We start from the raw sequence: 24,619 nt of genomic DNA on the forward strand, positions 1-24,619 counted from the left end.
CCCTCTTTAACTTTCTAAAATCTTACAATTTATAATAAGACAAATGTGAGAAAAGCTGAGACTTGACAAAATAATAGGTCCCAGCTTTTTCACAAAAACTTAATTATTTAGCTTTTGGTAAGATTGCATCAACTTCAGCATGAGGACGTGGAATTACATGAACAGATAGTAAGTCACCAACACGTTCTGCTGCTGCTGCACCTGCATCAACTGCAGCTTTTACTGCACCAACATCACCACGTACCATTACAGTAACTAGACCACCACCGACTTGTTCTTTACCAATTAATTCAACGTTTGCTGCTTTTACCATTGCATCTGCTGCTTCAATTGCTCCAACTAAACCTTTTGTTTCAATCATTCCTAATGCATTTGTGTTCATTTTATTTTCTCCTATTTATCTTTTATATTGTTATTAAGCGACTTTTTAATTTTTTATTACTTTTATATCTAAGAACTTATATGTCCCCTCCTTGTCTTAATGATTATATATTACAAATTTCTATTGCAAACGTTCTAATATTCGACTCACAAGTGAATCAACCATCTCATTAGTCAAAATAGTCTGAAAATCAAAACTATTACCATCATCAATTGATGATTTTTGAGTATTACGTAAATCAGATAATTCTCTAACTCCATATGTCACTCGCCTGATATTCATCAAATTTAATGGGCTAATATTATCTGAAGTAGAGCTCCCTCCAACTGCACCGCAACCCAATGTAAGAGCAGGTGCAATATTAGTTGTTGCTCCAATCCCTCCTAGAGTTCCTGGAGTATTAACTAACAACCTTGAAACAGGAATTTTAAGAGAAAAATCTCTAATAATATCCTCGTCTTTTGAATGAATAGTCATTGTATGACCAGCACCCTCGTTATTAAGAATATCCGTACATAGGTCTCTTGCTTCTTGCCAACTAGCTCTACTATAAAATGCTAAAATTGGTGCTAATTTTTCTCTTGAATATGGAATGTTTTTACCAACTCTAGTCTCATTAGCAATCAAAACTCGCGCATTCGAAGGAACTTTAATATTAGCAAGTTTCGCTATTGTTGAAACCGATTTTCCAACAATTTGTGGGTTCATAGACCCATTTGGTCTCATTATAAATTTTTCAAGTTTTTTAGCATCTTCTTCTGGTAAGAAGTAAGCCCCTTGAGACTCAAGTTCTCTAACAACTTTATCACGCGCTGAATCTTCAACAACAATTGATTGTTCTGAAGCACATATTGTGCCATTATCAAATGTTTTAGATTCCATTATTTGTCTAACTGCATTTGAAATATCTGCAGATTTTTCAATAAAAGCAGGTCCATTCCCTGGTCCAACTCCAATAGCTGGAGTTCCTGAAGAATATGCTGCTTTAACCATTGCAGATCCACCAGTTGCTAAAATTAATGCTGTATCTGGATGTTTCATCAACTGATCAGTACCTTGCAGTGTAGGTGTAGTCATTGATAATATTGCTCCCCTTGGACATCCTGCACTTTCAGCTGCTTCGGAAATTATCCTTACAGTTTCTAAAATACTTTTTAATGCATTTGGATGCGGAGAGAATACTATTGAGTTACCAGCTTTAATTGAAATTAATGCTTTGTAAATTACAGTTGATGTTGGGTTTGTTGATGGTATTAAACCAGCTATTACACCCATAGGAACTGCAACTTCTGTAACTTGATTAAGCTTGTCTTCGTTAATTACTCCGACAGTTTTCATATCTTTTGCATAATTCCAAACTGTCGACGAAGCAAAATTATTTTTAATAACCTTATCTTGCCAGATACCAAAACCTGTCTCTTCTTGAGCCATCTTTGCAAGTTTTTCACTTTCTCTTTCAGCAGCATTCACAATTGCTATACAAATTTTGTCGATTTGTTCTTGACTCATTAATGCAAGTTTCTCTTGAGCTTCTTTTGCTTGACCAATTAGATTTCTTACTTCTTGGATAGAAACCAAGTCTTTATCTAGTGAAATCATTCATCCCTCCCTTCATTTATTTTTCAGATACTGGTTTATTGTTTACCGTACTATTTTTTTCGTTTACTGAGGGTTTTGAAATTGAATTATTGTCTTCTTTAACTACTTTTTCTGTAATTGTTTTTTTAACTTCAATATCCTTTGCTTCAGGTTTGTCCAACAAAATCTTCTCAGTTTCTGGATCAAGTCTTGCAATTACATGACTTGATCTTAACTGTCCTAGATTTTCAGCAACAAATTTACCTGCCTCAACAGCAGCTGTGACAGCTGCAACATCACCAATTAACTCAATAGTTGTTAAACCACCGCTTATTTTTTCTGATCTAAGAAGTTGAACATTTGCAGCTTTCAAAGCTGCATCGGCTGCGGCGATTCCTGCTAACATTCCCCTTACTTCAATTAAACCTAATGACTGCATTACTTAATCTCCATCCTAATAATCTAGTGGATTTTGAGCCACTTGTTCAACTGCTTGACTGAAGGCTTCACAAGCTGCATGACAGGCTGATTGGCTACCAGTTAATAATCCTCCTCCAAAATTTGTTTCAGATGGTGGACCATAAAATGCTGCGATTTCTACATCAGCAGATTTCAGTGCTGCATCGAGACCATACATAGCTTCTAAAGGGGGAGCAATTAGATAAGCTAACGCTTGTCCCTCTTCAACTCCTGCTTCTTTTGATAAATGAGTACCTGTTCTTGATACGCAGTGAGCAAAGTATGGAATACTATTATCATCATTAGCACTAATAAAGCTAGCACCTTCTTCAATCTCTTGAACTGCTACTGCAAGTCCACTCTTAACTTCTGCAGGACTTGGACCTGCAAGAATTCCAATTACCTCACCTGCCAATTTTGTTGTTGCATTATCAGCGCCACCATAAAAGCTTCTTGCATAAACCACATCTACCGATGCAGCCTTAGTTGCTTCATCAAGAGCAACATAGGTAACATCATCACAATTTGATGTAATAAGTCCAAGGCTATGATGGTGTTCTTGTAAATTCAACGATTTTGCCATTGAAGGTGAAATATTTGAAATTACTTTAACACTTAAAACACTTGCACCCAGTCTTTCTCCTATCATTACTTCCTCCTATTCAACTTCTTTCAAATCAATACCAGATTTCTTGTAATCAAGCATTTTTTTAATCAAATCTGCAATATATGCACCTGCTTCTACGGCAGGTGTCCCACCTTTATGGATATTTGAAATTACTGTTCTACGTGCCTCAGGCATTCCAACTGTTGGTTTATATGCTAAGTATGCACTCATTGATTCTGCTGTTACCAACCCTGGTCGCTCACCAATGAGATAACAGATTACATCTGCGTTAGTAATTTCACCAATTTTATCCATTGCCGGAACTCTTGCGTGTTTTATAAATAGTACTTCATTATCATTAAAATCGAGTCCATGAGTTTTTAAACCTTGCTTTATTGAAGGTAATATATCTTTTATATTTGCTCCAATAGCTGCTGAACTTAGACCATCACCAACGATAATTTGAACTTTCTGGTTAGGTGTAACTTTATTTTTTATTATTGATGTATTTTCTTCATCAAATTGTCTACCTAAATCTGGTCTAGTAACATAAGTATCTTTGTCACCACACTTTGTTTCAATTGGTATCAATTTCATTTCTTCAATAACTTCATCTGGGACATACGAGAATACAGCATCTTGAGCTGCAGCATGGTCAGCTCTAAATCTCAACATGGGTTGTGTTTTATAGCGAGGTCCCGATCTCCAGAGTCCTAATCTTGCTGGAGTTTTCTCTTTCATTTTTAAGTAACCTTCCCTATCAACAGGATTTGGTACCAAAAATTGTTTCTTTATATCAACTTCAGTTATATCATCTAAAATTTCATCGGATACATCTGACTTAACTTCTTTTATCTCAGGTTTATTATTAATCTTTTCTTCTATTACGTTTATATCAATTTTCTGATCATTTTTCGTCATATCTTCTAAAATTGATACTATCATTGAACGTAATGCATTTTCTTCAACCACTTTTTTCTCCTTTCATTTTATCTTTTCAAGAATACTGATGCATCACCAGCTAAATCAGTTAACTTACCATCAGCCATGAATCCCATTTTTTCCATCCATTGTTCAAATTCTCTTGTTGGACGGCGATTCAACATTTCGCGCATTGTTGCTGTCTCATGGTAACCAGTAGTCTGATAATTAAGCATTACATCATCACCATTTGGGATACCCATTACAAAGTTAACCCCCGCAGTACCAAGTAACATCAATAAGTTTTCTGCGTCATTTTGATCGGCTTTCATATGGTTTGTATAACACACGTCTACACCCATTGAAATACCACTTAGTTTACCCATAAAATGGTCTTCAAGTCCTGCTCTAATTACTTGCTGAGAATCATACAAGAATTCTGGACCAATAAATCCAACAACAGTATTTACCATAAATGGATCAAACCTTTTAGCAAAACCATAACATCTTGCCTCCATTGTAACTTGGTCAACACCATGATGCGCATCAGATGATAATTCAGATCCTTGTCCAGTTTCAAAATACATAACATTTGGACCAGCAACCTGTCCTTGTTGTAAAGCCATTGCTTTTGCTTCAGCAATATCATTTGCATTAAATCCAAATGCTGTATTCCCTTTTTCGGAACCTGCAATTGATTGAAAAACTAAACCAGTAGGAGCACCTTGTCTCATTGCTTCCATTTGTGTTTTTACATGAGCAAGCACACATGTTTGAGTAGGAATTTCCCACTCACTTCTAAACTCTTCAAACTTATGAAGAATTGATTTTACACTCTCAGTTGAATCATCAACTGGATTAAGACCAATTACAGCATCTCCAATACCATAAGATAATCCTTCCATGAGACTTGCCATTATCCCATCTATATTATCAGTAGTGTGGTTTGGTTGTAGACGTGCTGAAAATCTTCCCTTTTCGCCTAGTGTGGTATTTGCAGTTTTCATTACTGTTATTTTCTGAGCAGCATATACTAGATCTAAATTTGACATAAGTTTTGCGACTGCTGCCACCATCTCAGATGTAAGACCACGACCTACATGTTTAATATCATAATCAGTTGTTCTAGAATCCAGTAACCACTCTCTCAATTCTTCAACAGTCCAATGTTTGATTTCATTAAAAATTCTTAGATTGACATCATCAATAATTATCCTAGTTACCTCATCAATTTCATAAGGTACAGCTGGATTATTAAATAAATCTTCCAATGTAAGTTGAGCTAATACTACTTTAGCAGCAACCCTTTGTTCAGCAGATTCAGCTGCAACACCAGCTAGCTGATCTCCTGATTTGACTTCATTAGCCTTAGCCATGACGTCCATTACAGAACTGAATTGGTATACTTTACCAAACAATTTTGTTTTTAAAATCATCTTTTCTCCTTTATAAATATATTGATATTTTTATTCAAAAACCAATGTTTTAACAACAACGGGTAAAACTTCCCCTTGTGCAACAGGCATTCCAATATCTACATAATCACCATTTTCAACTTTTATAGTATCAATACAAACAAATGGATACGATTTAGGAAGCTTTGCTTGAATTGCATGACCTAAAGATTTCCCATTATCTGCATTAACAATAATTACTAATGGTAAGCTTTTCTTAATTAGATTTTGCGAACCGTTAACGATTTCTTGAGCCAGCGAATCAATTTGACGAAAAGTTGGATTTTTATATCCTTCAAATCCTAAAGCTATAGCTTGAATTTCTCCATCTACAGCAAACCAATTGATTTTTTCTTCAATAGCTTTTGGTAAATTCTCAAGATCATTAAGTTCACTATCTGCTAATTTAGCTACAGGAATATTTTTAATTGGAAGTATTTTTTCTGTGTATGCAATTGTACTTCCACTCACTTTTGTAGTATGTGAACCAGCTCCTACAACAGTTGCTCTAATGGTTTCAGAAGAATCTATTATTTTCTTTTCAGTCATTAACTTAGAAGAAGTTATGCCTCTTCCAAGAAGGACTCCAATGTCACCATATTTAAAAATATCTTCACTATAATCATTGAATATACAATCAGCAACACCACCTGAAAATGATAAGCATTCAATTTCTTGATTTTGCTTCAAAGATTTATTCGTTATTAGTATTTCTGTATTTTCGCACATCTGTCCAATACCTACAGACTCTTCTAAAGCACGAACTAATACTGAAATAACTGGTTTAAGATTTTCTGGATTCGCCTTCATTCCAACATGAACAGGATATTTTTCTTTCTCGATGATTTTTTCTAATTTAGGAGATATGTATACAATTTTTTCAGTCTTCTTATCAATCCTAATTAATCTTCCACCAATATCAAAACAAGCTGTATCAATTAAATCATCATCCTTAAATAAGGATATGTTTGTTGTTCCACCACCAATATCCAAATTTGCCACAGAAGTATGATAATTTTTTGAATATTGTTGAGCACCTGCCCCCTTTCCAGCAATAATACTCTCTAAGTCAGGGCCAGCAGTAGCTACAACAAAATCACCTGCATAACCACTCATCGCCTGTAGTACAACACTTGCATTATCTTTTCTTGCTGTCTCTCCAGTAATTATTACTGCCCCAATTTGAATATCATCTCTCTTAAATCCTGACTTCTTATACTGAAGATCTAAAAAATCTTTTATTTTTTCAACATCGATAATATCAGGACTAACCAAGGGAGTAAAAATAATATCACTTGAATATAGAATTTTTTTATCAGTTATTTCAACACGTGGAATCGTGAATGCTGATGCCATATTCTTTATAGTAAGTTCAGATATTACCATTTGTGTAGTAGACGTACCTAGGTCGATACCTACACTAAGCATGGATTCATTCATTACTTTCCTCCAAAAAAGACACTAAAAGATTAGAAAACTGACTTGTTTTCTCCTATCTTCTAGCGTCTTTGCTATCTTTCTCCATGTACATCATTGTCATGGTTTAGGGTTTAAATTTAATTGTAGTTTTTGTGCCATTTGAATCAGACTGAATTTTGAGTATTCCTCTCAATTTATCCTCTGCATAACTCTTTATTATCTGAAGACCCAAATTTATTGCTTCTTCATCATTAACATCATAGCCAACTCCATCATCTTCAACAGAAATCTTAATAAATCTCTGTCCTTGATCATAGTCAGCTGAAACTTTTATTGTTCCGACTTCTTTTCCTTCAAATGCATGTTTATATGAATTTTGAACTAATTCATTGATAACAAGTGCAACATCAACAGTTTTATCACTGCTCAAATAAATATCAGAATTTATATCTCTTTCAACAGTGATCTTCCTGTTTTCATCCGAACCTCTTTGCAAATTGCTCATAACAGATATTAGAACTTCTTCAAGTTTTATATTGTCTTCAAGCTGTCGTGACAAAAGTTCATGAGTTCTAGCAATAGCTTGTACTCTATTGACGCTTTCATCCAAAATCTGCTTAGCATCTTCGATTTCTGTTCTTCTTGATTGAATTCTCAATAGAGAGATAATTGTTTGTAAGTTATTTTTAACTCGATGATGAATTTCCCTTATTGCCACGGTCTTATGAACTATCTCTTCTTCCTTCATCTTGATTTCTGTTATATCCTTAATAATCATCGTAAATCCAATGTGGTTTTCAGCAAAGATATATTTCACATCAAAATATGAATTATTAAAAAAGACTTTCCGTTCCATACTACTTGTATTCTCTGCAACAGTTTTAAAGTACATTATCTGTTCAAATGTCGAAAAATCAAGAGATAAATTGTCATAATGAAGATTAATTAGATTATCTTGGTAACCGAATCTTGCGTATAACTTTTCACCAGAATGATTAACACGATATAACTTTCCTTTGTCATTAAATGAGAGCACAGCAGAATCAATCTTATTTATGATGAAGTCATCATCTGCACTAATTTCATAAATGTTTTCATCAATTTTTGTATCGGCATTGTTAGAATCATCTAACTTATTCTCAACAATCAAGACTGCAATATTTTTTTTATTATTTCGAATCGGATAAACCCTTTGTCTCATGCTTTGACCCTCTTGGGACTTACCCATTAGATCCAAAGAATTTAAGGAAGTTTCCATTGTTCTATATACAGCAGGCTCATTTTTTCTTTTCGCAATATCACCTACTATGTCTTTTGAATATAATGATTTTTCACGTATGGGCATTCTTTGAAAAACAACAATAGCCTCACCAGAATAGCAATCAATTATATCTATAAAAACATCGGATTCAGGATAAAGATTTTTATCTGATATCTGATTAATTTGCTTTTCAATTTCAGTTATATCATCATTTGATAAATTAGTATGTTTTGCACACAATGAACGTAATCTATTAGTCATTGGCAACAATCATCTCAGCAATATCAATCATTGAACAACGCTTATCCATACTTATTGACCTTAATCGCTGGTAAGCTTCTTCTTCACTTAAAGAATTTTCTTCCATGATTATTCCCTTAGCTTTTTCAATTATTTTACGGTCTGAAAGTTTTTTTGCTAATTTGTTAACTTCTGACTTCAATTCTTGATTAACTTGACCATTTGCCATTGAGACTTCTATTGTTGGAATGAATGATTTTTCATCAACAGGTTTAACAACGAAACCTCCGACTCCATATTTTTTGGCTTGCTCAATATAATGACGATCACTATGTGCAGACATAATTACAACAGCTTTTGCAAGTTTATCAGTCATTATTTTTTTGCTAGCTTTTAAACCATCCAATATTGGCATCTTTATGTCCATTATTACCAAGTCTGGTAATTGCTTTCTACAAATCTCGATTGCCGAAATACCATCAGATGCTTCACCTACAACTTCATAGTTTTCATCTTCAAGCAAACCTCTAATATCCATTCTTGTTAGTGGCTCGTCGTCTACAATGACAATTCTTCCATTCATATTGTTACATCCTTTTGCTAAGTTTTAGTTATATCTATTCTAGGAAATCCTAGGATTTGATTTAGGCCTCTTACGACTTCTCTCAAAGCACTTTCTACAGAAGATATATCTCCTGTAATAACTACAGAACCACTAAATCTATCTATAAAACCTATTGTAACATCTCCCGATTTTGTTGCAATATCTACTGCAATAATTGCTGCCTCACTTGGAGTGATTGTCATAATTCCAATAGCATCATTTTTAACATCCATAAGACCTAGTTTTTCATACAGTTCTACTGTTGGATTAGCAATGATGTGAGCTAAAGTAATTTGTTTACCAGGAACATATTCCTGAATCATACGTTGCTTTTCACCAGAACTATTTAATAAATCATTCATACTAAATTACTTCCTTGAGAATTTGTTTTATATCATTAGTTGTCGGTACTACTGGATTAGTAGCAGTACATCCATCTTTCAAAGCAGCTATAGCGACTTCATTTTCAGAATTTAAGTATTCTTCTTTTGGTAAACCTGTGTCCGTTAATCTTGAAGGGATTTTAAGTTTCCTATTCAATTGCTCAATCAATCGTACAAGTTTCTTAGTTCCCATCCTTGGATTATAGCTCTCTTTAGTGATTGCAGAAGCAAGTTTACTGTATCTGTATGCAATATCTTCATTAATTTCTTGCCCTGATAACATTCCTGCATTATATAGAATTACCTTTGGTAATAAAATTGCATTTAATCTTCCATGGGCTATATGGAAACGACCACCTAAAGAATGAGCAAGTCCGTGATTAAGTCCTAAAGATGTTGTATTAAAAGCCATACCAGCCATCGTTGATGCATTATGCATCTTCTCACGAGCCTGATAGTTATTTCCATTTTCAAAACAGATAGGTAAATAGGTGAATACTAATTTAACAACTTTTTCACACAATGCATCTGAAAAATCATTGTACTTAGTTGAAACATATGATTCAATCACATGAGTCAACACATCCATTCCAGTATCAGCAGTTATGTGAGGAGGTATTGATAATAAAATATCAGTAGCCAAAATGGCTTCATCAGGCTGAATTTCATCTGTAACCAAAGGATATTTTTGTCCTTTTGTTTCATCTGTTATTACAGAAAAATTTGTTACCTCTGACCCTGTACCACTAGTTGTTGGAACTGCTATGAAAGTAACATTTTCAGTTACTCCAGTTTGAGCTCCAAAATAATTCATCCCTTTTGCAGCATCAATAACTGAGCCGCCTCCTATAGCAAGAATCATACTTGGCTTTAATGTTTTCATTGCATCAATTCCTGCAATTAGTACACTTATTGGAGGATCTGGAGTTACCTCTGAAAAAATTTCATAATCATTTGTTGAATCAATCATGCTAACTACTTTTTCAAAACTTGGTAAGTTTTTCATTGCTTGATCAGTTACTACAAAAATTCGTTCATTTTTTAATTCAGCTAAACGTTGTAAAGAATCGCTACCTATCCAAAGCTTTGTTGGATAGTTAATTTCCATCTCTTTCTCCTTTTCTTACAAAAATAAGAGGCTAAAAATAAGCGTGTAAAAAAACACTCATTCTTAGCCTCTTTGCTTTTAAAAAGTACAACATTGTACTTCAATATTCAGTTATATTAGCAACATATTAAAAAGACAGGCATATTGGCACGACTTTGTGCCTTAGTTACACCATTGTACAGTATGCCCATTGCCGATAAAATATACTTAACACTAAAACAGTGCTAGCAATGGACATCATGTTGCGGATGAGTCCTACTGCTTTGACCACGAAACAGTAGCACACAGCATTATTAATAAAAAGACCTGACTTTAAGCTTTCGCTTTTCACAGTGGCGGGACCGCGTTGGATTTTCACCAAACTTCCATTTATAAATAATGTTTTTTAGTTATGATATTCTATCTGACAACAGTATAATTTATAGTATAATATTTGTCAATAGTTTTTTGTAATCAATGGAAAACTTTTATATTTCTTCGATATGAAATATCTTTTTTTCCGTCTCTATTATTAACATATCTAGCCAGAGCGTAGAAATAATCAGATAATCGATTTAAAAATTTTACAACTTCGTCATTTATTTCAGATAAATTTTGAAGTGAAACAACTTCCCTTTCAACTCTCCTAACCATAGCACGCGCATAATGAAGTTTTGCTGCTAAAGGAGAACCACCAGGTAATATAAACTCAGTTATTTCCGGAGTGTTTTCTGAATAATAATCAATTCTCTTCTCCAACCATCTTGTGTACGTCTCTGACATCCTATAACCTCGACTAGCATTCGGAGTCGCAAGATCTGTTCCACAGTCAAAAAGAATTTGTTGAATCTCCTCAAGTTCTGCTCTTACGTCACGATAATAGGGCATATCACTTAGAATGACACCTATATAAGAATTAAACTCATCAACAGATCCATAAGCTGATACGCGAGGTGAGTCCTTTCGAACACGTTCCCCACCAATAATACTAGTTGTTCCTTTATCACCACTTTTAGTATAGATTTTCATATATTCTTCCTTTCCTAATCATCATCTGATAAATATTCAATTAACTGCTCCATACCCTCACCTGTTGTTGACGATACTCTGAAGATTTCTCTAGCACCTGCAATTCTTAGCTGTCTTTCAATTTTTTCAATTTCATCACTTGTTGCCAAATCAATTTTACTTATTACTCCAATACATGGTTTATTAAAAGCTGAGGCAAATTGTGGTGAAAAAGTTTGTATTTTTTCCACAGCACTAGCTATTAAGACGAGTAACTCTGCATCTGCAGCTGTAATCAACAGTGCACTATATAAATTTCTGTGTTGAATAAATTCTCCCGGAGTATCAATTACATCTGAGTGAAATTGTATTGCCTGTGTCTTATTATATTTAAGTTCTTGTCCATGAAGATACTGAGTTAAGGTTGTCTTCCCACAACCAATTGCACCCATTAACATTATTTTTTTCAAAAAGCACCCCTTCATTAATACTAAACAAAAAAGCCAGTATCCCATTTACTTATAGGATGACTGACTTCATTGTCTAATCGATTTGACTTCGCTGTCTATTTGCATAAATCGTAACATATAAGCTAATAGTTGTCAAATTCAATTATATTTATAGACTATATGAAACAATTTATCATTATAATCATTGTCTTTAATAATCCAAAAATGAAAAATGAAATGATAACTGATAGATATAAAATTTTATTTGTCTTCAAAATATCACTTGATTCCACATTTCTTATATCATCTCCAATGTATGGTTTATAGATTTCTACCCCATGATACACGTGACTACCACCAAGCTGAATACCTAATACTCCAGCAACTGCAGCTTCTGGATAGCCACTATTAGGGCTCTTATGTTTACGACAGTCCCTAAAACCAATTCTTACACAATTCTTATAATCTAGCTCCATGATATAACTTGCACAGATCATAAAAATTAAAGTAAGTCGTGCGGGAATATAATTAGCAAAATCATCGACTTTCGCAGAGATGAATCCAAGATCTATATATTTTGGTGTGGTATATCCGACCATTGAGTCTAATGTATTTATAGCTTTATAAACCATGGCAAGTATTGGTCCTCCAATAAAAAGATACATTAGAGGAGCAATGCCACCATCACTAGTGTTTTCCGCAATTGTTTCAATCGTTGCATTAATTATTTCTTTTCTTGTCAGTTGGCTAGTATCTCTACCAACTATCATACCAACTTGCCTTCTAGATTCTGATAATGTTTTATTAATTAAGCTATCATATACTTTCTTACCCTCATTTGCTAATCCTTTAATTGAAAGAGTTGTATAACTAAGGTAGACATAGACCAGGGCTCCTATATAAATATTTATTTTGTAAGCTATAAGTAGTAATACATATGTTACCAATCCTGACAGAGCAACCGTTGTCAACCAAAGTATCAATCCTAAAAATCTCATTTTTTTTGAACAATAATCTTGTCTAACAAATTTATTCTGAAACCAATATATATAATTTCCCATGATTTTCACTGGATGAGGCCAGGAATATGGATCTGCAATAAAAAAATCAAGTAATAAGGCAATCCCAATATAAAATATACTTTTCATATTTCACTTTCTATTTTTAAAGATTCTCACTCATAATTTTATTTAAAGTATTAATAAAATAAATATTTTCTTCATGTGTCCTCACTGCAATTCTATAATACGTTTTGGAAAGATTTTTGAAGTTCTCACATGATCTTATTAAAATACCATTTTTCATCATCTTATCTTTCAAATCCAAATCGTTTTTCCAACAAAAGAATAAAAAATTTGTAACCGAAGGATATAAAATAATATCCTGAACTTTTTCTAAATTTTCCACCAAATAATTACGCTCTTTATTAACATAAGAGATGCTTTCCTTGATAAATAAATTATTTTTCAACATTGCTTGACCAATTTTATCAACAAAAGTATTTATTCTCCACGGGACAGATGCTTCTTCCATTTTTTTTAAAATATCGTAGTTACTTGTCAACAAATACCCAAGTCTAAGACCTGGAATAGCAAAAATTTTTGTCAGAGATCTGATGATAAAAAGGTTAGGGTTTTCGTCTACTTTGTTAATTAATGAGTTCTGTTGATCATCTACAAAATCCATAAATGCTTCATCAATTATAAAATTAATATTTTTTAATTGACAATAATTTAATATTACTTCAAGTTGGCTGAACTTAATTACATCACCTGTTGGATTGTTAGGATTACATAACCAAATTGTATCTACCTTTTCAATATTTAATAGATCAATAATTTTTGTTTCATCAATTATAAAATTTTCTCTTTCCATAGAAAAATAGACTACTTCTCCATCTACTAATTTTATTGCTTCTTCATACTCAGAAAAAGTAGGACTCAAAATTAATACTTTTTTACTTTTAAGGGAGGCTGGCAACATATAGATAATCTCAGATGCTCCATTACCAAGAAAAATCTGATCTGATTTACATGAATGATGAATCGCAATTAAATTCTTAAGCGATTTGTAATTGATATCAGGATAATGAATAATGTTATCAATATTTTCAATAATAACTTTTTTTATTTCTCCAGAGAGTCCTAAAGGGTTTATATTTGCTGAAAAATCTATAATATTTTTGGGTTCAATTTTATATTTTTCTGCCATTTCTAAAATATTTCCACCATGTACTTTAACCATAATAATTCCTCTTCTGAGTTTTTTAAATCGATTGCCCTTCTAAAATTTTGTAAACTTTTTTCATATCAATGTTATCTCTAACTAAATTCGCTAATTTATCATATTCTTGATTTTTAAAGTCATTATAGTCCATTGAAAGATGTGTTATTGGTAGTAATCCTTTATAAACACGAACTTGATTTAAAAAGTCTCTTCTCCATTCTCTATTATCAAAAATTCCATGTAGATATGTTCCTTGAACCTTTAAATCTGAACTCATAGCTCCATCTAATCGATTTGTCTTATGATTATTTTCAAAGTCAATAACTGAAAATGCACTTTCTTTATTATTAACAGTTTTTCCCATATGAATTTCATAGCCCTTAACTTTATAATTTTTATTTTCAATAATTTTCCCTTCGGATTGTGTTGTAGTTTTGGTATCTGTAAAAACTGTGTCAACATTCAATAATCCTAAGCCACGAAGAAATTCACAATTCCCTTCTGTTTTCAACGGGTTACTTAGACTACTACCTAGTATTTGATATCCTCCGCATATTCCAAATATTGTAGCTCCTTTTTCTCTTAATGAAATAATTTCTTTGTCAAAGCCGCTATTTTTTAAATATTGCATGTCTGCCATCGCATCTTTACTCCCTGGTAAGATAACAATGTCCGGATTACCAATATTATCTCCCGGCAAAACATACCTTACTGATACATCCTCTTCCATTTCAAGGCTCTTAAAATCAGTAAAATTAGACATTTTATTTAATGCAATTACTGCAATATCCAGATCTTTTTGATAGTTGAACTGACGATTAATATTATAAAGAGCCATACTATCTTCATCTTCAATATCAAATTTCCCATATGGAATTACGCCAATAACCGGTACACCTGTTAAATCTTCTATCATTTTTAAACCAGACTCAAGTAAAGAAATATCACCTCTAAATTTATTAATAATAATTCCTTTGATTCTTTCGCTATCCTCTTTTTCGAGAATTTTTATTGTCCCATATATTGAAGCAAATACACCTCCCTTGTCAATATCAGCAACTAGTATTACCGGAGAATCAGCGATTTTTGCCATGCCCATATTCACAAAATCATCTTTATTCAAATTGATTTCCGCGGGACTGCCAGCCCCTTCAATTACAACAACATCGTTCTCTAAAGAAATTTCTTTATAAATATTACTAATTTCCTCAATTAATACTGGCTTGAAAGCAAAATAATCCACAGCATCCATATCTTTTAATACTTTCCCTTTATAAATAACTTGAGATTTTGTATCAGAAGTAGGCTTTAATAGTATGGGATTCATTCTAACATCTGGTTCTACTCCTGCTGATTCTGCCTGAAAAACTTGAGCTCTTCCCATCTCATGGCCATCTGAAGTAATGTAGGAATTTAAAGACATGTTCTGAGATTTAAACGGGAAGGATCTTAACCCATCTTGCCAAAAAATTCTACATAATGCTGCTACAACTATACTTTTCCCTGCATCAGATACCGTTCCTTGAATCATGATACTCTTTCCCATTATTTTTTCTTCCTCTCTAAAAAAACTACCAATTCTCACGAAAAGGTAGCTGACTATCATATTATGATCTGTGAGTCGTCCTACTTTTCTGTGACAAATTACAAAATTGTGTCCACATTGACAACTACAAATATTTATCAAAACATCATTGTTTTATATAATTATAATATCTAAAAATTTATTGTCAATGAAATTAATGGTTATAACTAAATATTGCTTCAAAAGTCTAGAAATAAAAATTTTTACATTTTTTGGTAAATGTAAAAAATAATTATAAAAAGCTATTAAACCATAAATTCTAATGGTTTAATAGCTTTTAAATTTTTAAATTAACAATATTATTTTTTCTTCTTACGACCTTTTTGCATTTTCTTTTGGGCGCGTTTCATGGCTGAGTTCATTGCCATTTTACCCATGCGTCCTTTAAGTCCTCCACCAAACATTGCTGAAAGATCTGGCATTTCTCCTCCAGCTAGGTCACCTAAATCACCTAGGTCTCCAAGTTGAGACATATCTGGCATTCCATTAGGCATATTCATACCTTTTGGCATATTAGGCATCTTACCGCCTCCCATTTGTCCTAAAAGAGAATTCATGTCACCATTCATGATACCTTGCATCATTTTTTTAGATTGATTAAACTGTTTGATAAGTTTATTCACTTCAATAAAAGTATTACCACTACCAGCTGCAATTCTACGACGACGACTTGGTGAAAGAATATCTGGATTCTCACGTTCTTCTGGGGTCATAGAAAGAACCATTGCACGTTTTCTTGCGATTTCTTTTGGATCTACTTTAACATCAGAAATTCCTGGCATTGATGACATTCCTGGAATCATTTTCAAAATTTCATCAAGAGGTCCCATGTTTGTAACTTGGTCTAACTGTTCAATGAAATCATTAAAGTCGAAAGTATTTTCTTTCATCTTTTGAGCAAGCTCAATACTTCTTTCTTCATCAAAGTCTTTTTGAGCTTTCTCAATCAGAGTAAGCATATCCCCCATACCAAGGATACGGCTACTCATACGTTCTGGATAAAATACTTCTAGGTCAGTTATTTTTTCACCAACACCGGCAAATTTAATTGGCTTACCTGTAATTTCACGAATTGAAAGTGCTGCCCCACCACGAGTATCACCATCAAGTTTTGTAACGATAACCCCTGTGATATCGAGACGTTCATTGAAAGTCTTAGCTACTTGTGCTGCAACTTGACCTGTCATTGCATCGACTACTAAAAGAATTTCTGTTGGATTTGCAACTTCTTTAATTTGCTCCAACTCATTCATCAATTTGTCATCAATTTCAAGACGACCGGCTGTATCGATTAAAACATAATCATTTTTATTTTGTTTAGCAAGCTCAAGCCCTTCTTTAACAATTTCAACTGGACTTACATCTGTCCCTTTATCAAATACAGGAACACCAACTTGATTACCAATAACTTTCAATTGTTCAATGGCTGCTGGACGATAAACGTCAGCCGCAATCATTAATGGGCGTGCGTTTTCTTCTGTTTTAAGACGATTAGCTAATTTACCTGCGAAAGTTGTTTTACCAGCCCCTTGCAAACCAACCATCATAATAACCGTTGGAATTTTTGGTGATTTTTGAAGTTGAGATTCACCACCACCAAGAATTTCTGTCAGTTCATCATCAACAATTTTCAGAACTTGTTGTGCTGGATCAAGAGCTTCGCTAACTTCAAATCCAGTAGCACGTTCTCTTACTTTTCTTACAAAAGATTTAACAACAGGAAGTGCAACGTCGGCCTCTAATAGGGCCAAGCGAATTTCCTTAGTAACTTGTGCAATGTCTTCTTCTGTTAGTTTTCTTTTTCCGCGGAGGTTTTTAAACACTCCCTGCATGCGTTCTGTTAAATTTTCAAATGCCATTTTAATTTCCTATTCTTCTTAAATTACTTTTTTATTCTTCGTCAATGAGTTGAAGCTCTTGTAACTTTGTCTTTAGGTAATCATCTTCTGAGTATTTCTCCAAAAGATTTTCGATCATCTGACCTCTAACGATATAATTCGAGTAAAGGTGTAGCTTCTGCTCATATCCTTCTAACACTTTTTCGGTTCTCTTTATGTTATCATAGACAGCTTGTCTACTGATTCCATACTCTTCGGCGATTTCCGCTAATGAATAATTATCAGCATAATAGAGTTCAATGTAGTTCATCTGTTTTTCAGTTAAAAGAGCCGCGTAAAATTCAAAGAGCGAATTCATACGATTGGTTTTTTCTATCTCCAAAATCTGCTCCTTTTTTTTATTTAATAGTCAAAAAAATAAATTTTTTCAACTTACTCTTTCCATTATACCAAAAAATTGATTATAATAAGAGAGTATTACATTAAAATTTAAGGGCAAAATTATGAAAATTAAGTTCAAGAACGTTATCGTCTATACTATATGTTATTTTTTAGCTGTCTTAGCTGTAGTTATCATAAGTAATAACTACTATATTGCTAGTGATACTGATAATCTAGTAAATGAAGCCTATAAGGTGGATAAGGATTTAACTAATGGAAAACCAATTCGTTTTGATGATATCAAGGTTGAAACATTCACAAAAGATCAAACGAGTGATAAAGATATTGCGATCTTAAAAGATGGTGCTGCTACATCACGTGTAATTAAAAAAGATACAATTTCTGTAGCAATTCCACGTTATGTTGACAACCAAATTATCGGATATCTTAGAATTACCGACAAGAAGACTGATGATTCATTTATTATTACTTTGTTTGTGATATTTGCACTAATAATTTACTTAGTTTGGTTGCTTCAATTCTATCTAAGATATACAAAATCAAAAGAATATATGGAAAATCTTGTAGCTAAAATTAAGGCCATATCTAGAAATCCTCTTGAACAAAGCTACCTAATTACAGATGAAACTGATCCTATAACTAAGGAACTTAACAAACTTGGTGAAAAAATACAACATCAAGCAATATCAACTCGTCCGAAGAAAGAGAATCTTTATGAATTTATAGAATTCTTTGATTTTCCAATTTTTATTTATAATGGAAAAGGCTCAATAAAACGTTATAACGAAGCTTTTAAAGGAGATTTTTCTGCAGGAGAAAGTCTTGATATGTTTTCACAGGATGCCGATTTCTTAACCTTCTTAGTTAGTAAACTTGTTGACCCTGAATTAGATGCAAAAGAATTTCATTTTGATCATAAAAAATCTGACTACATTGTACACTTACAACCAATCCCCGATTTAACGGATAATATATTAGTTACTATGCAAGAAGTCACAAGTTTAAAAAATAACTAATTTTTGATTTATTTTAAAAAAATCTATAAAATCATAATTGGAGGTTATACATATGAAAAAAATATTAGATATTATTGCAAGAATTGTTGCCGTTGTTATCGTTGTATTAGTTATTGTGGTAATTTGTTTAAATTTAAGACCAATTGAACTTTCATTTTTCGTTTGGCATGCAGATATCCCACTTGCAGTATTAATTGCAGTTCTTTTCCTAATTGGTGCTATACTTGGGCTAATTCTTAAAAAAGGAAATATAAGTAAACGTGCTCAACGTGTAGAAAGTGATATTAACTCTACAATTGCAGATATAAAAGAGTTAACTAAATAAAATGAAATACCTGTCCTATTAATTAGGCAGGTATTTTTTAGTCTAAAGCATATCTAAATTTCCATTTTTTATAGCTACTTTTTCCATAATATGAAGAACTACAACTGCTATTAATAGATAAACAAACCCAAGAATCATTTCAGCTTTCAATGGATTTAAAAATCCAACTTGCATATTACCATCCATAATTGATTGAGCTACTGAAATTGATCTTGTGAGTGGCAATATGGGTGGAATAAACTGAAATACTTTTGGCAAGGAAGAAATAGGAAAATTTGCACCTGTAAATATCAATAAAATTTGGCTTGCTGTATTTGTAACCAAATGGACTTCGGTACTTACTAGAATAAAACAAGAAAATAAAAAACCAAAACTCATAGAGACAAAAACTGCAACCAGTAAAACCAGTAAAAACTCAAGAACCTTACTAGTCGTCCAGGAAATATGTAAGAGGAGACTAATTACTGTTACACCAATAAACACGGACAATAATGATTGAATTATTGTCGAAAATGCACTGGTAAATGAAATTTCCCAAAGCTTGGTCTTTGAAGCTATAAGTAAGGATAAGGTTCCATTGTGTTTTTCTGATGATAGTAGAAATCCTACCCTATAAATAGCTGTGAATGCGACGACTAAAAGTGAATTACCTATCATCCACCTTGATACTTTCTCAGGTCCATAGGCATAATAAGCAATTAGTGAGTAACAAAGCATTTGTAAAATTGGTAATGACAAGTCCACCATTAGATATGTGCGCCAATCAGAAATTATTGAATCTCTCTTATAAGAAAATTTTATTCGGCGAAAAAATCTATTTATAACTTCCATCAGAAAACCTCCAAACTAGCATTTATTCTACATAAGGCATCAATACGTTCAAAAATATAATAGGACAAAACAAAGTATATTACTGTAATTATCGATAATCCTAAAGTATTTTGTATCATTTCAGCACTTTTACCACCATTTATTGCTAGTTCAAATCCTTTCATTGCCCATGAAGGACTTAAAATCATTGATAACCATTGTAAGGGTTGAGGGAGAATTGAGATAGGAAAAACCATACCAGATAAAATTGTCATTGGATATTCAATAAAATTCATCAAGATTCTTATCTTTCTTGATATTGTAAAAAGTCCAGAAAGAATAAGAGCCAAAGCTACCATGGATAAAATAGTTAACAAAATAATCAAAATTAGATATGGAATATTTACAAACTTAATAGGAAGAGCAAAAACAACTCCTACAACAAACATACTTATAAAAAACGAAACTACTCCCCAGATAGTGTTACCTAGTATTTTTCCCAAAACGATAGTTTTGAAGCCAATTGGTGCTGTAAATAATATTGGAAGTGTTCCAACCCATTTTTCACGATCAATGTCACTAGCTGATGAAAAGCAAATACTTGACCAAAAAGTTGTCATTCCTGAACCAAGAAAAGCATAAAGAGTGAAATCTGAAATACTTTTATTTTTATAAATCATACCGAGGAGAAAACCTGCAAATATTGGTCCTAAAAAGACGCAAAAGCGAAACATGGGTCGTGCAATTGATTGTTTCATCTGCACGATTGCACTTGTGATTATTGCTCTCAAATCAGTCTCCTCCCAACAATTCTACATAGATATCCTCAAGATTAACCTCTAATTTTTGACGTTTGCGTTCCCCATTTTCAATTTCTTTTCTTCTAATAATTTCCTGTCGTCTTTCAACCGATAGAAGATTTTGAAGTCCAGCCACCGTATCGAGAGCAACAATTTCACCTTTATTAATGATTGCTATACGGTCACAAAGCTCCTCTGCTTCTGCTAGATAGTGAGTCGTGAGCACAATTGTCGTTCCATTATCTGCTAACTTTCGAATAAGTTCCCGCAATTCACGCGCTCCAATAGGATCAAGACCAATACTCGGTTCGTCCAGAAAAATTATTTCCGGGTCATTCAATAATGCACGGGCAGTTTGAAGCCTCTGCTTCATTCCTTTAGAAAATTTTTCCACTAACTTGTTCCCTGTATCTTCCAAGCCAACTAGCTTAAGCAAACGTGGTATTTCCTCCTTCTGCCTACTTAAAGGAATCTTATACAAATCAGCAAAATAGGCAAGATTATCATAGGCTGAAAGTCTCCAGTAAAGACTTCTCTCACCACCAAAGACAAAATTTATATGCTCCCTCACTTCATCTTCTTGCCCAAAAGTATCAAACCCCATAACTTTCGCCGTACCATCTGTTGGTGCAAGCATAGTTGATAGAATCTTCATGGTAGTCGTTTTCCCAGCACCGTTAGGGCCTAATAAACCAAAAATCTCTCCCTTCTTAACAGCAAATGAAATTCCTTTGAGAGCATGGAAATCTTCATTTTTATTCACTTTGAATGAACGCTTTAAGTTTTTAACTTCTATATAATCCATAAATCTCTCCTTTATACTTAAAGAAATTATAGACCACAAAAAAAGAGAATCTTCTTTTCTGTGGAAATATGCAGAAAAGATAATTAAATATTGCCTAGTATAATAATTAAAGATAAGATACATAAATGACTTTTATTTATGTATAATGAATAATTGAATACAAATGATAGGATATATATATGCAAAAACTTGGTGAAAATCTTAGAAAAATACGGAAGAGTAGAAATATGTCAGTGGAACAAGTAGCAAAAGGAATTGCTTCTTATTCCTCTATTGCTTCTTTTGAACGTGGTGAAAGTTTATTATCACTTGATGTTTTAATAAAGCTCTTAGACAGATTAAATATTTCCATCACTGAGTTTCTAAATCTTGCTGAAATTTCAGATACAAGCTTTTCGAAACAATACAGAGAATTTGCCTTGACTGCATATTCGGAAGATATGAATTTAATGGAAAAAATTGTAAATAATCTTGAAAAACAAACAAATTTTGACCATGTACAAGAAAGACTATCTTACTTGAACTATAAAATACTGCTAAGTTGGACAAATCAAGAATTTAAAATATCTCAAAATGACGAAGAATTTCTTTTGAACTATTTTTGGAACTGCGAAATTTGGACTGATTTTGATAATACACTTCTTTGCCATTCTATAAATTTTTTAAACTCAGATAATATTTTGATTTTCTGTAAGGAACTAATGAAAAATATTGAGGAACTTAATTTTGAAGGAAGTCACACATATAGTAGACTGAGGACTATTCTAAATGGTATGTATACTCTGTGGGATAGGCATGAAATCGAAAAATGTAAATTCATTATTGATTGGGCACTTAAAAATATCAGATATAATCACTTTAGAGAATTATCATTTTTTAAAGTATTTGATAACTTTGTAAAATATAGAGAAACAAAAAATCCTCAACTGCTTATTGAAGTTGAGTCGGTTATAAATTATCTACATTTCATGGGCAATTTTTCAAAATATGAGTATTTTAAAGAGGAACTAGAAAAATTAAAGGAAGATAAAATCAAAAAATCTGCTGGAAACTAATCCAACAGATTATCTTTTTATCGTTCAAGGAAGAATTCAAATCTATCCCCCGCATATTGACTGAGTACAAATTCAAATGGTGTATCGTCTGTAAAATATGATGTTTGAGTCAAGCTCAATATTGCTTGACCTTTTTTCATTTTCAGATAATCAGCAATTTTTCCATTTGCAATTTTAGATGAAATTACTTGTTCACTTCGACCTATTTCACGACCGCTTGCAACTAATGTTTTAAAGAAATGATTGGCTACATCTTGTCTATCAAAATCTGAAATTAAAAGATATGGAATACTTGCTACTTCATAACAAATTGGAACATCGTCAGCATAACGGATTCTCTCCATACGAATAATTTGTGCACCTGACTTAAGATTAAGTTTTTCAACTTCAATTTCATTTGCGGCGGTCTTTGTATAAGCTAAAACCTCGCTTCGTGGTTGCTTACCTTGACTTTGAATAATTTCTGTAAAACTCGTTGTTCCACGCATTCTTTCACGTACGCGTTGACTAGATACATAAGTTCCTGATCCAGCACGACGTTCAAGAATTCCTTCATCAACAAGGGCAGTTACAGCTTGTCTTAATGTCATTCGACTAACATGGAATCTTTCAGACAATGCACGTTCACTTGGAAGTCTTGTTCCAATTGGCCATGTTTCATTCTCAATTTCTTGTTTTATTTCATCATGAATTTTAATATAAACAGGTTTCATTTTTGCTCTTTCTCCTTAGTGCCAGTTTCAGCGCTATCTTTTCCTTTATTTTCACTCACTTTATTTATATCTTTATCTTGATTATCTTCATCAACTTTTTTAGCGACATCGATTTCAATATTAAAATCTTTACCAATCTTTATAACTTTTTCGGTTACCATTTTTACTGGAGTATCGTGGGTCCCTACTAAGTTCACAAAAATTGCGAATCCAACTCCAATAAAGGTATCAAGTACCCTGTTAAAAACATAGAGGATTGTTTCGCCTTCTGGAGTACCTAGTGAGATAATCAGAAATGATGCGCAAGCCCCTACTAAACCGGTATTCAAATTATATCCATCCATTATCACAATAATAATGATTAAAGAGATGGGGATTATAAATAACTTGACCCAAAAATTGTGTCCAGAATTGAAGTACAGCAAATAAAAAATAATAGAAAGAAGACCACCTAATCCAGCACCAATAAATCGCGATCCTGCTACATTGACTGTTGACTTAAAATCCCCTCTTACTGCTACAACCGCAGAAACTCCGGCTGCCATTGCTCCTTCAGGACGATTAGTAATTTGACAAAAAATAAGAATCAACGCCATTGCAATTGCCGTTTTTATGGTTCGAAGTCCAAGACGAAAACGGCCAATTTGTATACTCATACAGATCTTCCTTTGATTTTTATTTTTAACTATTGTACCATATTTTTTAAAGAATAGACTATACCAATTTACGATTTATTAATATTTTTATAAAAAAATCAATTTTATTTATTGTAGAACCAATTTATTGAATTAATAAAGAGCTTGTGCTATATTTTCAAATAGACGGTTTCAATCTATACCAATGAATGGTAAAGAAAAAAACTTGACAGGTCTTGCAAAACAGAATTATTTTCTGTATAATTGACAAGTAATATTAAAAGGAGGAAGACATGGCAAATATTAAATCTGCAATCAAACGCGCTGAATTAAATGTTAAAGCAAATGAATTAAATTCAACTCAAAAATCAGCAATGCGTACTGCTATAAAGAAATTTGACGCAGCTGTAGCTGAAGGAGCTGACAACGTTCAAGAACTATTCCAAAAAGCTAGTTCTGCAATTGACAAAGCTGAAACAAAAGGTTTGATCAAGAAAAACAAAGCAAGCCGTGATAAATCACGTCTAGCAGCTAAAATCGCTAAATAATTCGGTCTA

The 24,619-nt window shown here is 32.9% G+C and carries 27 protein-coding genes and 1 riboswitch; of the genes, 4 read left to right on the forward strand and 23 right to left on the reverse strand.

Annotated features, from left to right (window positions below; translation table 11 throughout):
• Positions 1-103: 103 nt before the first annotated feature.
• The 18 genes from BG261_RS02370 to BG261_RS02455 form a co-directional block, all read right to left on the reverse strand.
• A complete protein-coding gene (locus BG261_RS02370; protein WP_070791574.1) occupies positions 104-382 on the reverse strand; it encodes a BMC domain-containing protein in 279 nt (92 codons plus the stop codon).
• A gap of 120 nt (positions 383-502) precedes the next feature.
• Complete coding sequence (locus BG261_RS02375) at positions 503-1,981, reverse strand: acetaldehyde dehydrogenase (acetylating) (RefSeq protein WP_070791575.1); 1,479 nt, start codon at positions 1,979-1,981, stop codon at positions 503-505.
• 16 nt (positions 1,982-1,997) lie between these two features.
• Positions 1,998-2,399, reverse strand: a complete 402-nt coding sequence (locus tag BG261_RS02380; RefSeq protein WP_070791576.1) for a BMC domain-containing protein — start codon at positions 2,397-2,399, stop codon at positions 1,998-2,000.
• Positions 2,400-2,414: 15 nt separating this feature from the next.
• Positions 2,415-3,068 carry an ethanolamine utilization microcompartment protein EutL gene (gene eutL, locus BG261_RS02385; RefSeq protein WP_070791577.1) on the reverse strand — a complete coding sequence of 218 codons (654 nt, stop codon included), beginning with the start codon at positions 3,066-3,068 and terminating at the stop codon, positions 2,415-2,417.
• Between the two features lie 9 nt (positions 3,069-3,077).
• Positions 3,078-3,971 (reverse strand): ethanolamine ammonia-lyase subunit EutC, encoded by an 894-nt coding sequence (gene eutC, locus BG261_RS02390; protein WP_075201836.1) that lies wholly within the window; start codon positions 3,969-3,971, stop codon positions 3,078-3,080.
• A gap of 44 nt (positions 3,972-4,015) precedes the next feature.
• Positions 4,016-5,383, reverse strand: a complete 1,368-nt coding sequence (locus BG261_RS02395; RefSeq protein ID WP_070791578.1) for an ethanolamine ammonia-lyase subunit EutB — start codon at positions 5,381-5,383, stop codon at positions 4,016-4,018.
• Between the two features lie 30 nt (positions 5,384-5,413).
• Positions 5,414-6,841, reverse strand: a complete 1,428-nt coding sequence (gene eutA / locus BG261_RS02400) for an ethanolamine ammonia-lyase reactivating factor EutA (RefSeq protein ID WP_070791579.1) — start codon at positions 6,839-6,841, stop codon at positions 5,414-5,416.
• A 103-nt stretch (positions 6,842-6,944) separates the two neighbouring features.
• Entirely contained in the window at positions 6,945-8,342 is a 1,398-nt protein-coding gene (locus BG261_RS02405; RefSeq protein WP_070791580.1) for a GAF domain-containing sensor histidine kinase, read from the reverse strand.
• A complete protein-coding gene (locus BG261_RS02410; RefSeq protein WP_070791581.1) occupies positions 8,335-8,904 on the reverse strand; it encodes an ANTAR domain-containing response regulator in 570 nt (189 codons plus the stop codon). Before BG261_RS02410 ends, BG261_RS02405 begins: the two co-directional genes overlap by 8 nt.
• 17 nt (positions 8,905-8,921) lie before the next feature.
• Complete coding sequence (locus BG261_RS02415; RefSeq protein ID WP_206598614.1) at positions 8,922-9,248, reverse strand: BMC domain-containing protein; 327 nt, start codon at positions 9,246-9,248, stop codon at positions 8,922-8,924.
• A 40-nt stretch (positions 9,249-9,288) separates the two neighbouring features.
• Positions 9,289-10,416, reverse strand: coding sequence for a 1-propanol dehydrogenase PduQ (locus BG261_RS02420; RefSeq protein WP_070791583.1), 1,128 nt, complete (start codon positions 10,414-10,416; stop codon positions 9,289-9,291).
• 248 nt (positions 10,417-10,664) lie between these two features.
• Positions 10,665-10,810: riboswitch (adenosylcobalamin (AdoCbl) riboswitch) on the reverse strand.
• Positions 10,811-10,869: 59 nt separating this feature from the next.
• Entirely contained in the window at positions 10,870-11,424 is a 555-nt protein-coding gene (locus tag BG261_RS02425) for a cob(I)yrinic acid a,c-diamide adenosyltransferase (RefSeq protein ID WP_070791584.1), read from the reverse strand.
• 14 nt (positions 11,425-11,438) lie between these two features.
• Positions 11,439-11,873: a EutP/PduV family microcompartment system protein gene (locus BG261_RS02430; protein WP_070791585.1), complete on the reverse strand. Its 435-nt coding sequence runs from the start codon at positions 11,871-11,873 to the stop codon at positions 11,439-11,441.
• Between the two features lie 155 nt (positions 11,874-12,028).
• A complete protein-coding gene (gene cbiB, locus BG261_RS02435) occupies positions 12,029-13,000 on the reverse strand; it encodes an adenosylcobinamide-phosphate synthase CbiB (protein ID WP_070791586.1) in 972 nt (323 codons plus the stop codon).
• Positions 13,001-13,016: 16 nt separating this feature from the next.
• Positions 13,017-14,096, reverse strand: coding sequence for a threonine-phosphate decarboxylase CobD (cobD, locus tag BG261_RS02440; RefSeq protein WP_070791587.1), 1,080 nt, complete (start codon positions 14,094-14,096; stop codon positions 13,017-13,019).
• A gap of 22 nt (positions 14,097-14,118) precedes the next feature.
• Positions 14,119-15,624 carry a cobyric acid synthase gene (locus BG261_RS02445; RefSeq protein ID WP_070791588.1) on the reverse strand — a complete coding sequence of 502 codons (1,506 nt, stop codon included), beginning with the start codon at positions 15,622-15,624 and terminating at the stop codon, positions 14,119-14,121.
• 338 nt (positions 15,625-15,962) lie between these two features.
• Entirely contained in the window at positions 15,963-17,522 is a 1,560-nt protein-coding gene (gene ffh / locus BG261_RS02450; RefSeq protein ID WP_070791589.1) for a signal recognition particle protein, read from the reverse strand.
• 31 nt (positions 17,523-17,553) lie between these two features.
• The gene (locus tag BG261_RS02455) at positions 17,554-17,883 is read right to left on the reverse strand and encodes a putative DNA-binding protein (protein ID WP_070787725.1); all 330 of its coding nucleotides are present in this window, start codon (positions 17,881-17,883) and stop codon (positions 17,554-17,556) included.
• 121 nt (positions 17,884-18,004) lie between these two features.
• On the opposite strand from BG261_RS02455, the gene BG261_RS02460 reads away from it, so the two are divergent.
• Complete coding sequence (locus tag BG261_RS02460; RefSeq protein WP_070791590.1) at positions 18,005-18,919, forward strand: hypothetical protein; 915 nt, start codon at positions 18,005-18,007, stop codon at positions 18,917-18,919.
• A gap of 52 nt (positions 18,920-18,971) precedes the next feature.
• Entirely contained in the window at positions 18,972-19,244 is a 273-nt protein-coding gene (locus BG261_RS02465; RefSeq protein WP_070791591.1) for a LapA family protein, read from the forward strand.
• Between the two features lie 42 nt (positions 19,245-19,286).
• On the opposite strand, the gene BG261_RS02470 is transcribed toward BG261_RS02465, so the two are convergent.
• Genes BG261_RS02470 through BG261_RS02480 form a run of 3 tightly spaced genes read right to left on the reverse strand, consistent with a single transcriptional unit; the run spans position 19,287 to position 21,659 of the window.
• Positions 19,287-20,075 (reverse strand): ABC transporter permease, encoded by a 789-nt coding sequence (locus tag BG261_RS02470; RefSeq protein ID WP_070791592.1) that lies wholly within the window; start codon positions 20,073-20,075, stop codon positions 19,287-19,289.
• Positions 20,075-20,845: an ABC transporter permease gene (locus tag BG261_RS02475; protein WP_070791593.1), complete on the reverse strand. Its 771-nt coding sequence runs from the start codon at positions 20,843-20,845 to the stop codon at positions 20,075-20,077. The genes BG261_RS02470 and BG261_RS02475 overlap by 1 nt, the downstream gene beginning before the upstream one ends.
• Position 20,846: 1 nt before the next feature.
• Positions 20,847-21,659: an ABC transporter ATP-binding protein gene (locus BG261_RS02480; RefSeq protein WP_070791594.1), complete on the reverse strand. Its 813-nt coding sequence runs from the start codon at positions 21,657-21,659 to the stop codon at positions 20,847-20,849.
• 179 nt (positions 21,660-21,838) lie between these two features.
• Here BG261_RS02480 and BG261_RS02485 point away from each other — a divergent pair, with 179 nt between their 5' ends.
• Entirely contained in the window at positions 21,839-22,714 is an 876-nt protein-coding gene (locus BG261_RS02485; protein WP_070791595.1) for a helix-turn-helix domain-containing protein, read from the forward strand.
• A 17-nt stretch (positions 22,715-22,731) separates the two neighbouring features.
• On the opposite strand, the gene BG261_RS02490 is transcribed toward BG261_RS02485, so the two are convergent.
• Complete coding sequence (locus tag BG261_RS02490) at positions 22,732-23,427, reverse strand: GntR family transcriptional regulator (RefSeq protein ID WP_070791596.1); 696 nt, start codon at positions 23,425-23,427, stop codon at positions 22,732-22,734.
• Positions 23,424-24,083, reverse strand: coding sequence for an FUSC family protein (locus BG261_RS02495; RefSeq protein ID WP_070791597.1), 660 nt, complete (start codon positions 24,081-24,083; stop codon positions 23,424-23,426). Before BG261_RS02495 ends, BG261_RS02490 begins: the two co-directional genes overlap by 4 nt.
• Positions 24,084-24,355: 272 nt before the next feature.
• Here BG261_RS02495 and rpsT point away from each other — a divergent pair, with 272 nt between their 5' ends.
• Positions 24,356-24,610: a 30S ribosomal protein S20 gene (gene rpsT / locus BG261_RS02500; RefSeq protein ID WP_070791598.1), complete on the forward strand. Its 255-nt coding sequence runs from the start codon at positions 24,356-24,358 to the stop codon at positions 24,608-24,610.
• The last annotated feature ends 9 nt before the right edge of the window (positions 24,611-24,619 follow it).

The organism is Floricoccus tropicus, assembly GCF_001832905.1.
GTDB classification, from domain to species: Bacteria; Bacillota; Bacilli; order Lactobacillales; family Streptococcaceae; genus Floricoccus; species Floricoccus tropicus.

Excerpts from the sequence above, each read along its gene's own strand:
- BG261_RS02370 (WP_070791574.1), bottom strand. The coding sequence starts at position 382 with ATGAACACAAATGCATTAGGAATGATTGAAACAAAAGGTTTAGTTGGA.
- BG261_RS02495 (WP_070791597.1), bottom strand. The coding sequence starts at position 24,083 with ATGAGTATACAAATTGGCCGTTTTCGTCTTGGACTTCGAACCATAAAA.
- eutC (WP_075201836.1), bottom strand. The coding sequence starts at position 3,971 with ATGATAGTATCAATTTTAGAAGATATGACGAAAAATGATCAGAAAATT.
- ffh (WP_070791589.1), bottom strand. The coding sequence starts at position 17,522 with ATGGCATTTGAAAATTTAACAGAACGCATGCAGGGAGTGTTTAAAAAC.
- rpsT (WP_070791598.1), top strand. The coding sequence starts at position 24,356 with ATGGCAAATATTAAATCTGCAATCAAACGCGCTGAATTAAATGTTAAA.
- BG261_RS02460 (WP_070791590.1), top strand. The coding sequence starts at position 18,005 with ATGAAAATTAAGTTCAAGAACGTTATCGTCTATACTATATGTTATTTT.
- BG261_RS02410 (WP_070791581.1), bottom strand. The coding sequence starts at position 8,904 with ATGAATGGAAGAATTGTCATTGTAGACGACGAGCCACTAACAAGAATG.
- eutL (WP_070791577.1), bottom strand. The coding sequence starts at position 3,068 with ATGATAGGAGAAAGACTGGGTGCAAGTGTTTTAAGTGTTAAAGTAATT.
- BG261_RS02490 (WP_070791596.1), bottom strand. The coding sequence starts at position 23,427 with ATGAAACCTGTTTATATTAAAATTCATGATGAAATAAAACAAGAAATT.
- BG261_RS02405 (WP_070791580.1), bottom strand. The coding sequence starts at position 8,342 with ATGACTAATAGATTACGTTCATTGTGTGCAAAACATACTAATTTATCA.
- cobD (WP_070791587.1), bottom strand. The coding sequence starts at position 14,096 with ATGGTTAAAGTACATGGTGGAAATATTTTAGAAATGGCAGAAAAATAT.
- eutA (WP_070791579.1), bottom strand. The coding sequence starts at position 6,841 with ATGAATGAATCCATGCTTAGTGTAGGTATCGACCTAGGTACGTCTACT.
- cbiB (WP_070791586.1), bottom strand. The coding sequence starts at position 13,000 with ATGAAAAGTATATTTTATATTGGGATTGCCTTATTACTTGATTTTTTT.
- BG261_RS02380 (WP_070791576.1), bottom strand. The coding sequence starts at position 2,399 with ATGCAGTCATTAGGTTTAATTGAAGTAAGGGGAATGTTAGCAGGAATC.
- BG261_RS02415 (WP_206598614.1), bottom strand. The coding sequence starts at position 9,248 with ATGATTCAGGAATATGTTCCTGGTAAACAAATTACTTTAGCTCACATC.
- BG261_RS02395 (WP_070791578.1), bottom strand. The coding sequence starts at position 5,383 with ATGATTTTAAAAACAAAATTGTTTGGTAAAGTATACCAATTCAGTTCT.
- BG261_RS02445 (WP_070791588.1), bottom strand. The coding sequence starts at position 15,624 with ATGGGAAAGAGTATCATGATTCAAGGAACGGTATCTGATGCAGGGAAA.
- BG261_RS02480 (WP_070791594.1), bottom strand. The coding sequence starts at position 21,659 with ATGGATTATATAGAAGTTAAAAACTTAAAGCGTTCATTCAAAGTGAAT.
- BG261_RS02470 (WP_070791592.1), bottom strand. The coding sequence starts at position 20,075 with ATGGAAGTTATAAATAGATTTTTTCGCCGAATAAAATTTTCTTATAAG.
- BG261_RS02425 (WP_070791584.1), bottom strand. The coding sequence starts at position 11,424 with ATGAAAATCTATACTAAAAGTGGTGATAAAGGAACAACTAGTATTATT.
- BG261_RS02420 (WP_070791583.1), bottom strand. The coding sequence starts at position 10,416 with ATGGAAATTAACTATCCAACAAAGCTTTGGATAGGTAGCGATTCTTTA.
- BG261_RS02485 (WP_070791595.1), top strand. The coding sequence starts at position 21,839 with ATGCAAAAACTTGGTGAAAATCTTAGAAAAATACGGAAGAGTAGAAAT.
- BG261_RS02375 (WP_070791575.1), bottom strand. The coding sequence starts at position 1,981 with ATGATTTCACTAGATAAAGACTTGGTTTCTATCCAAGAAGTAAGAAAT.
- BG261_RS02465 (WP_070791591.1), top strand. The coding sequence starts at position 18,972 with ATGAAAAAAATATTAGATATTATTGCAAGAATTGTTGCCGTTGTTATC.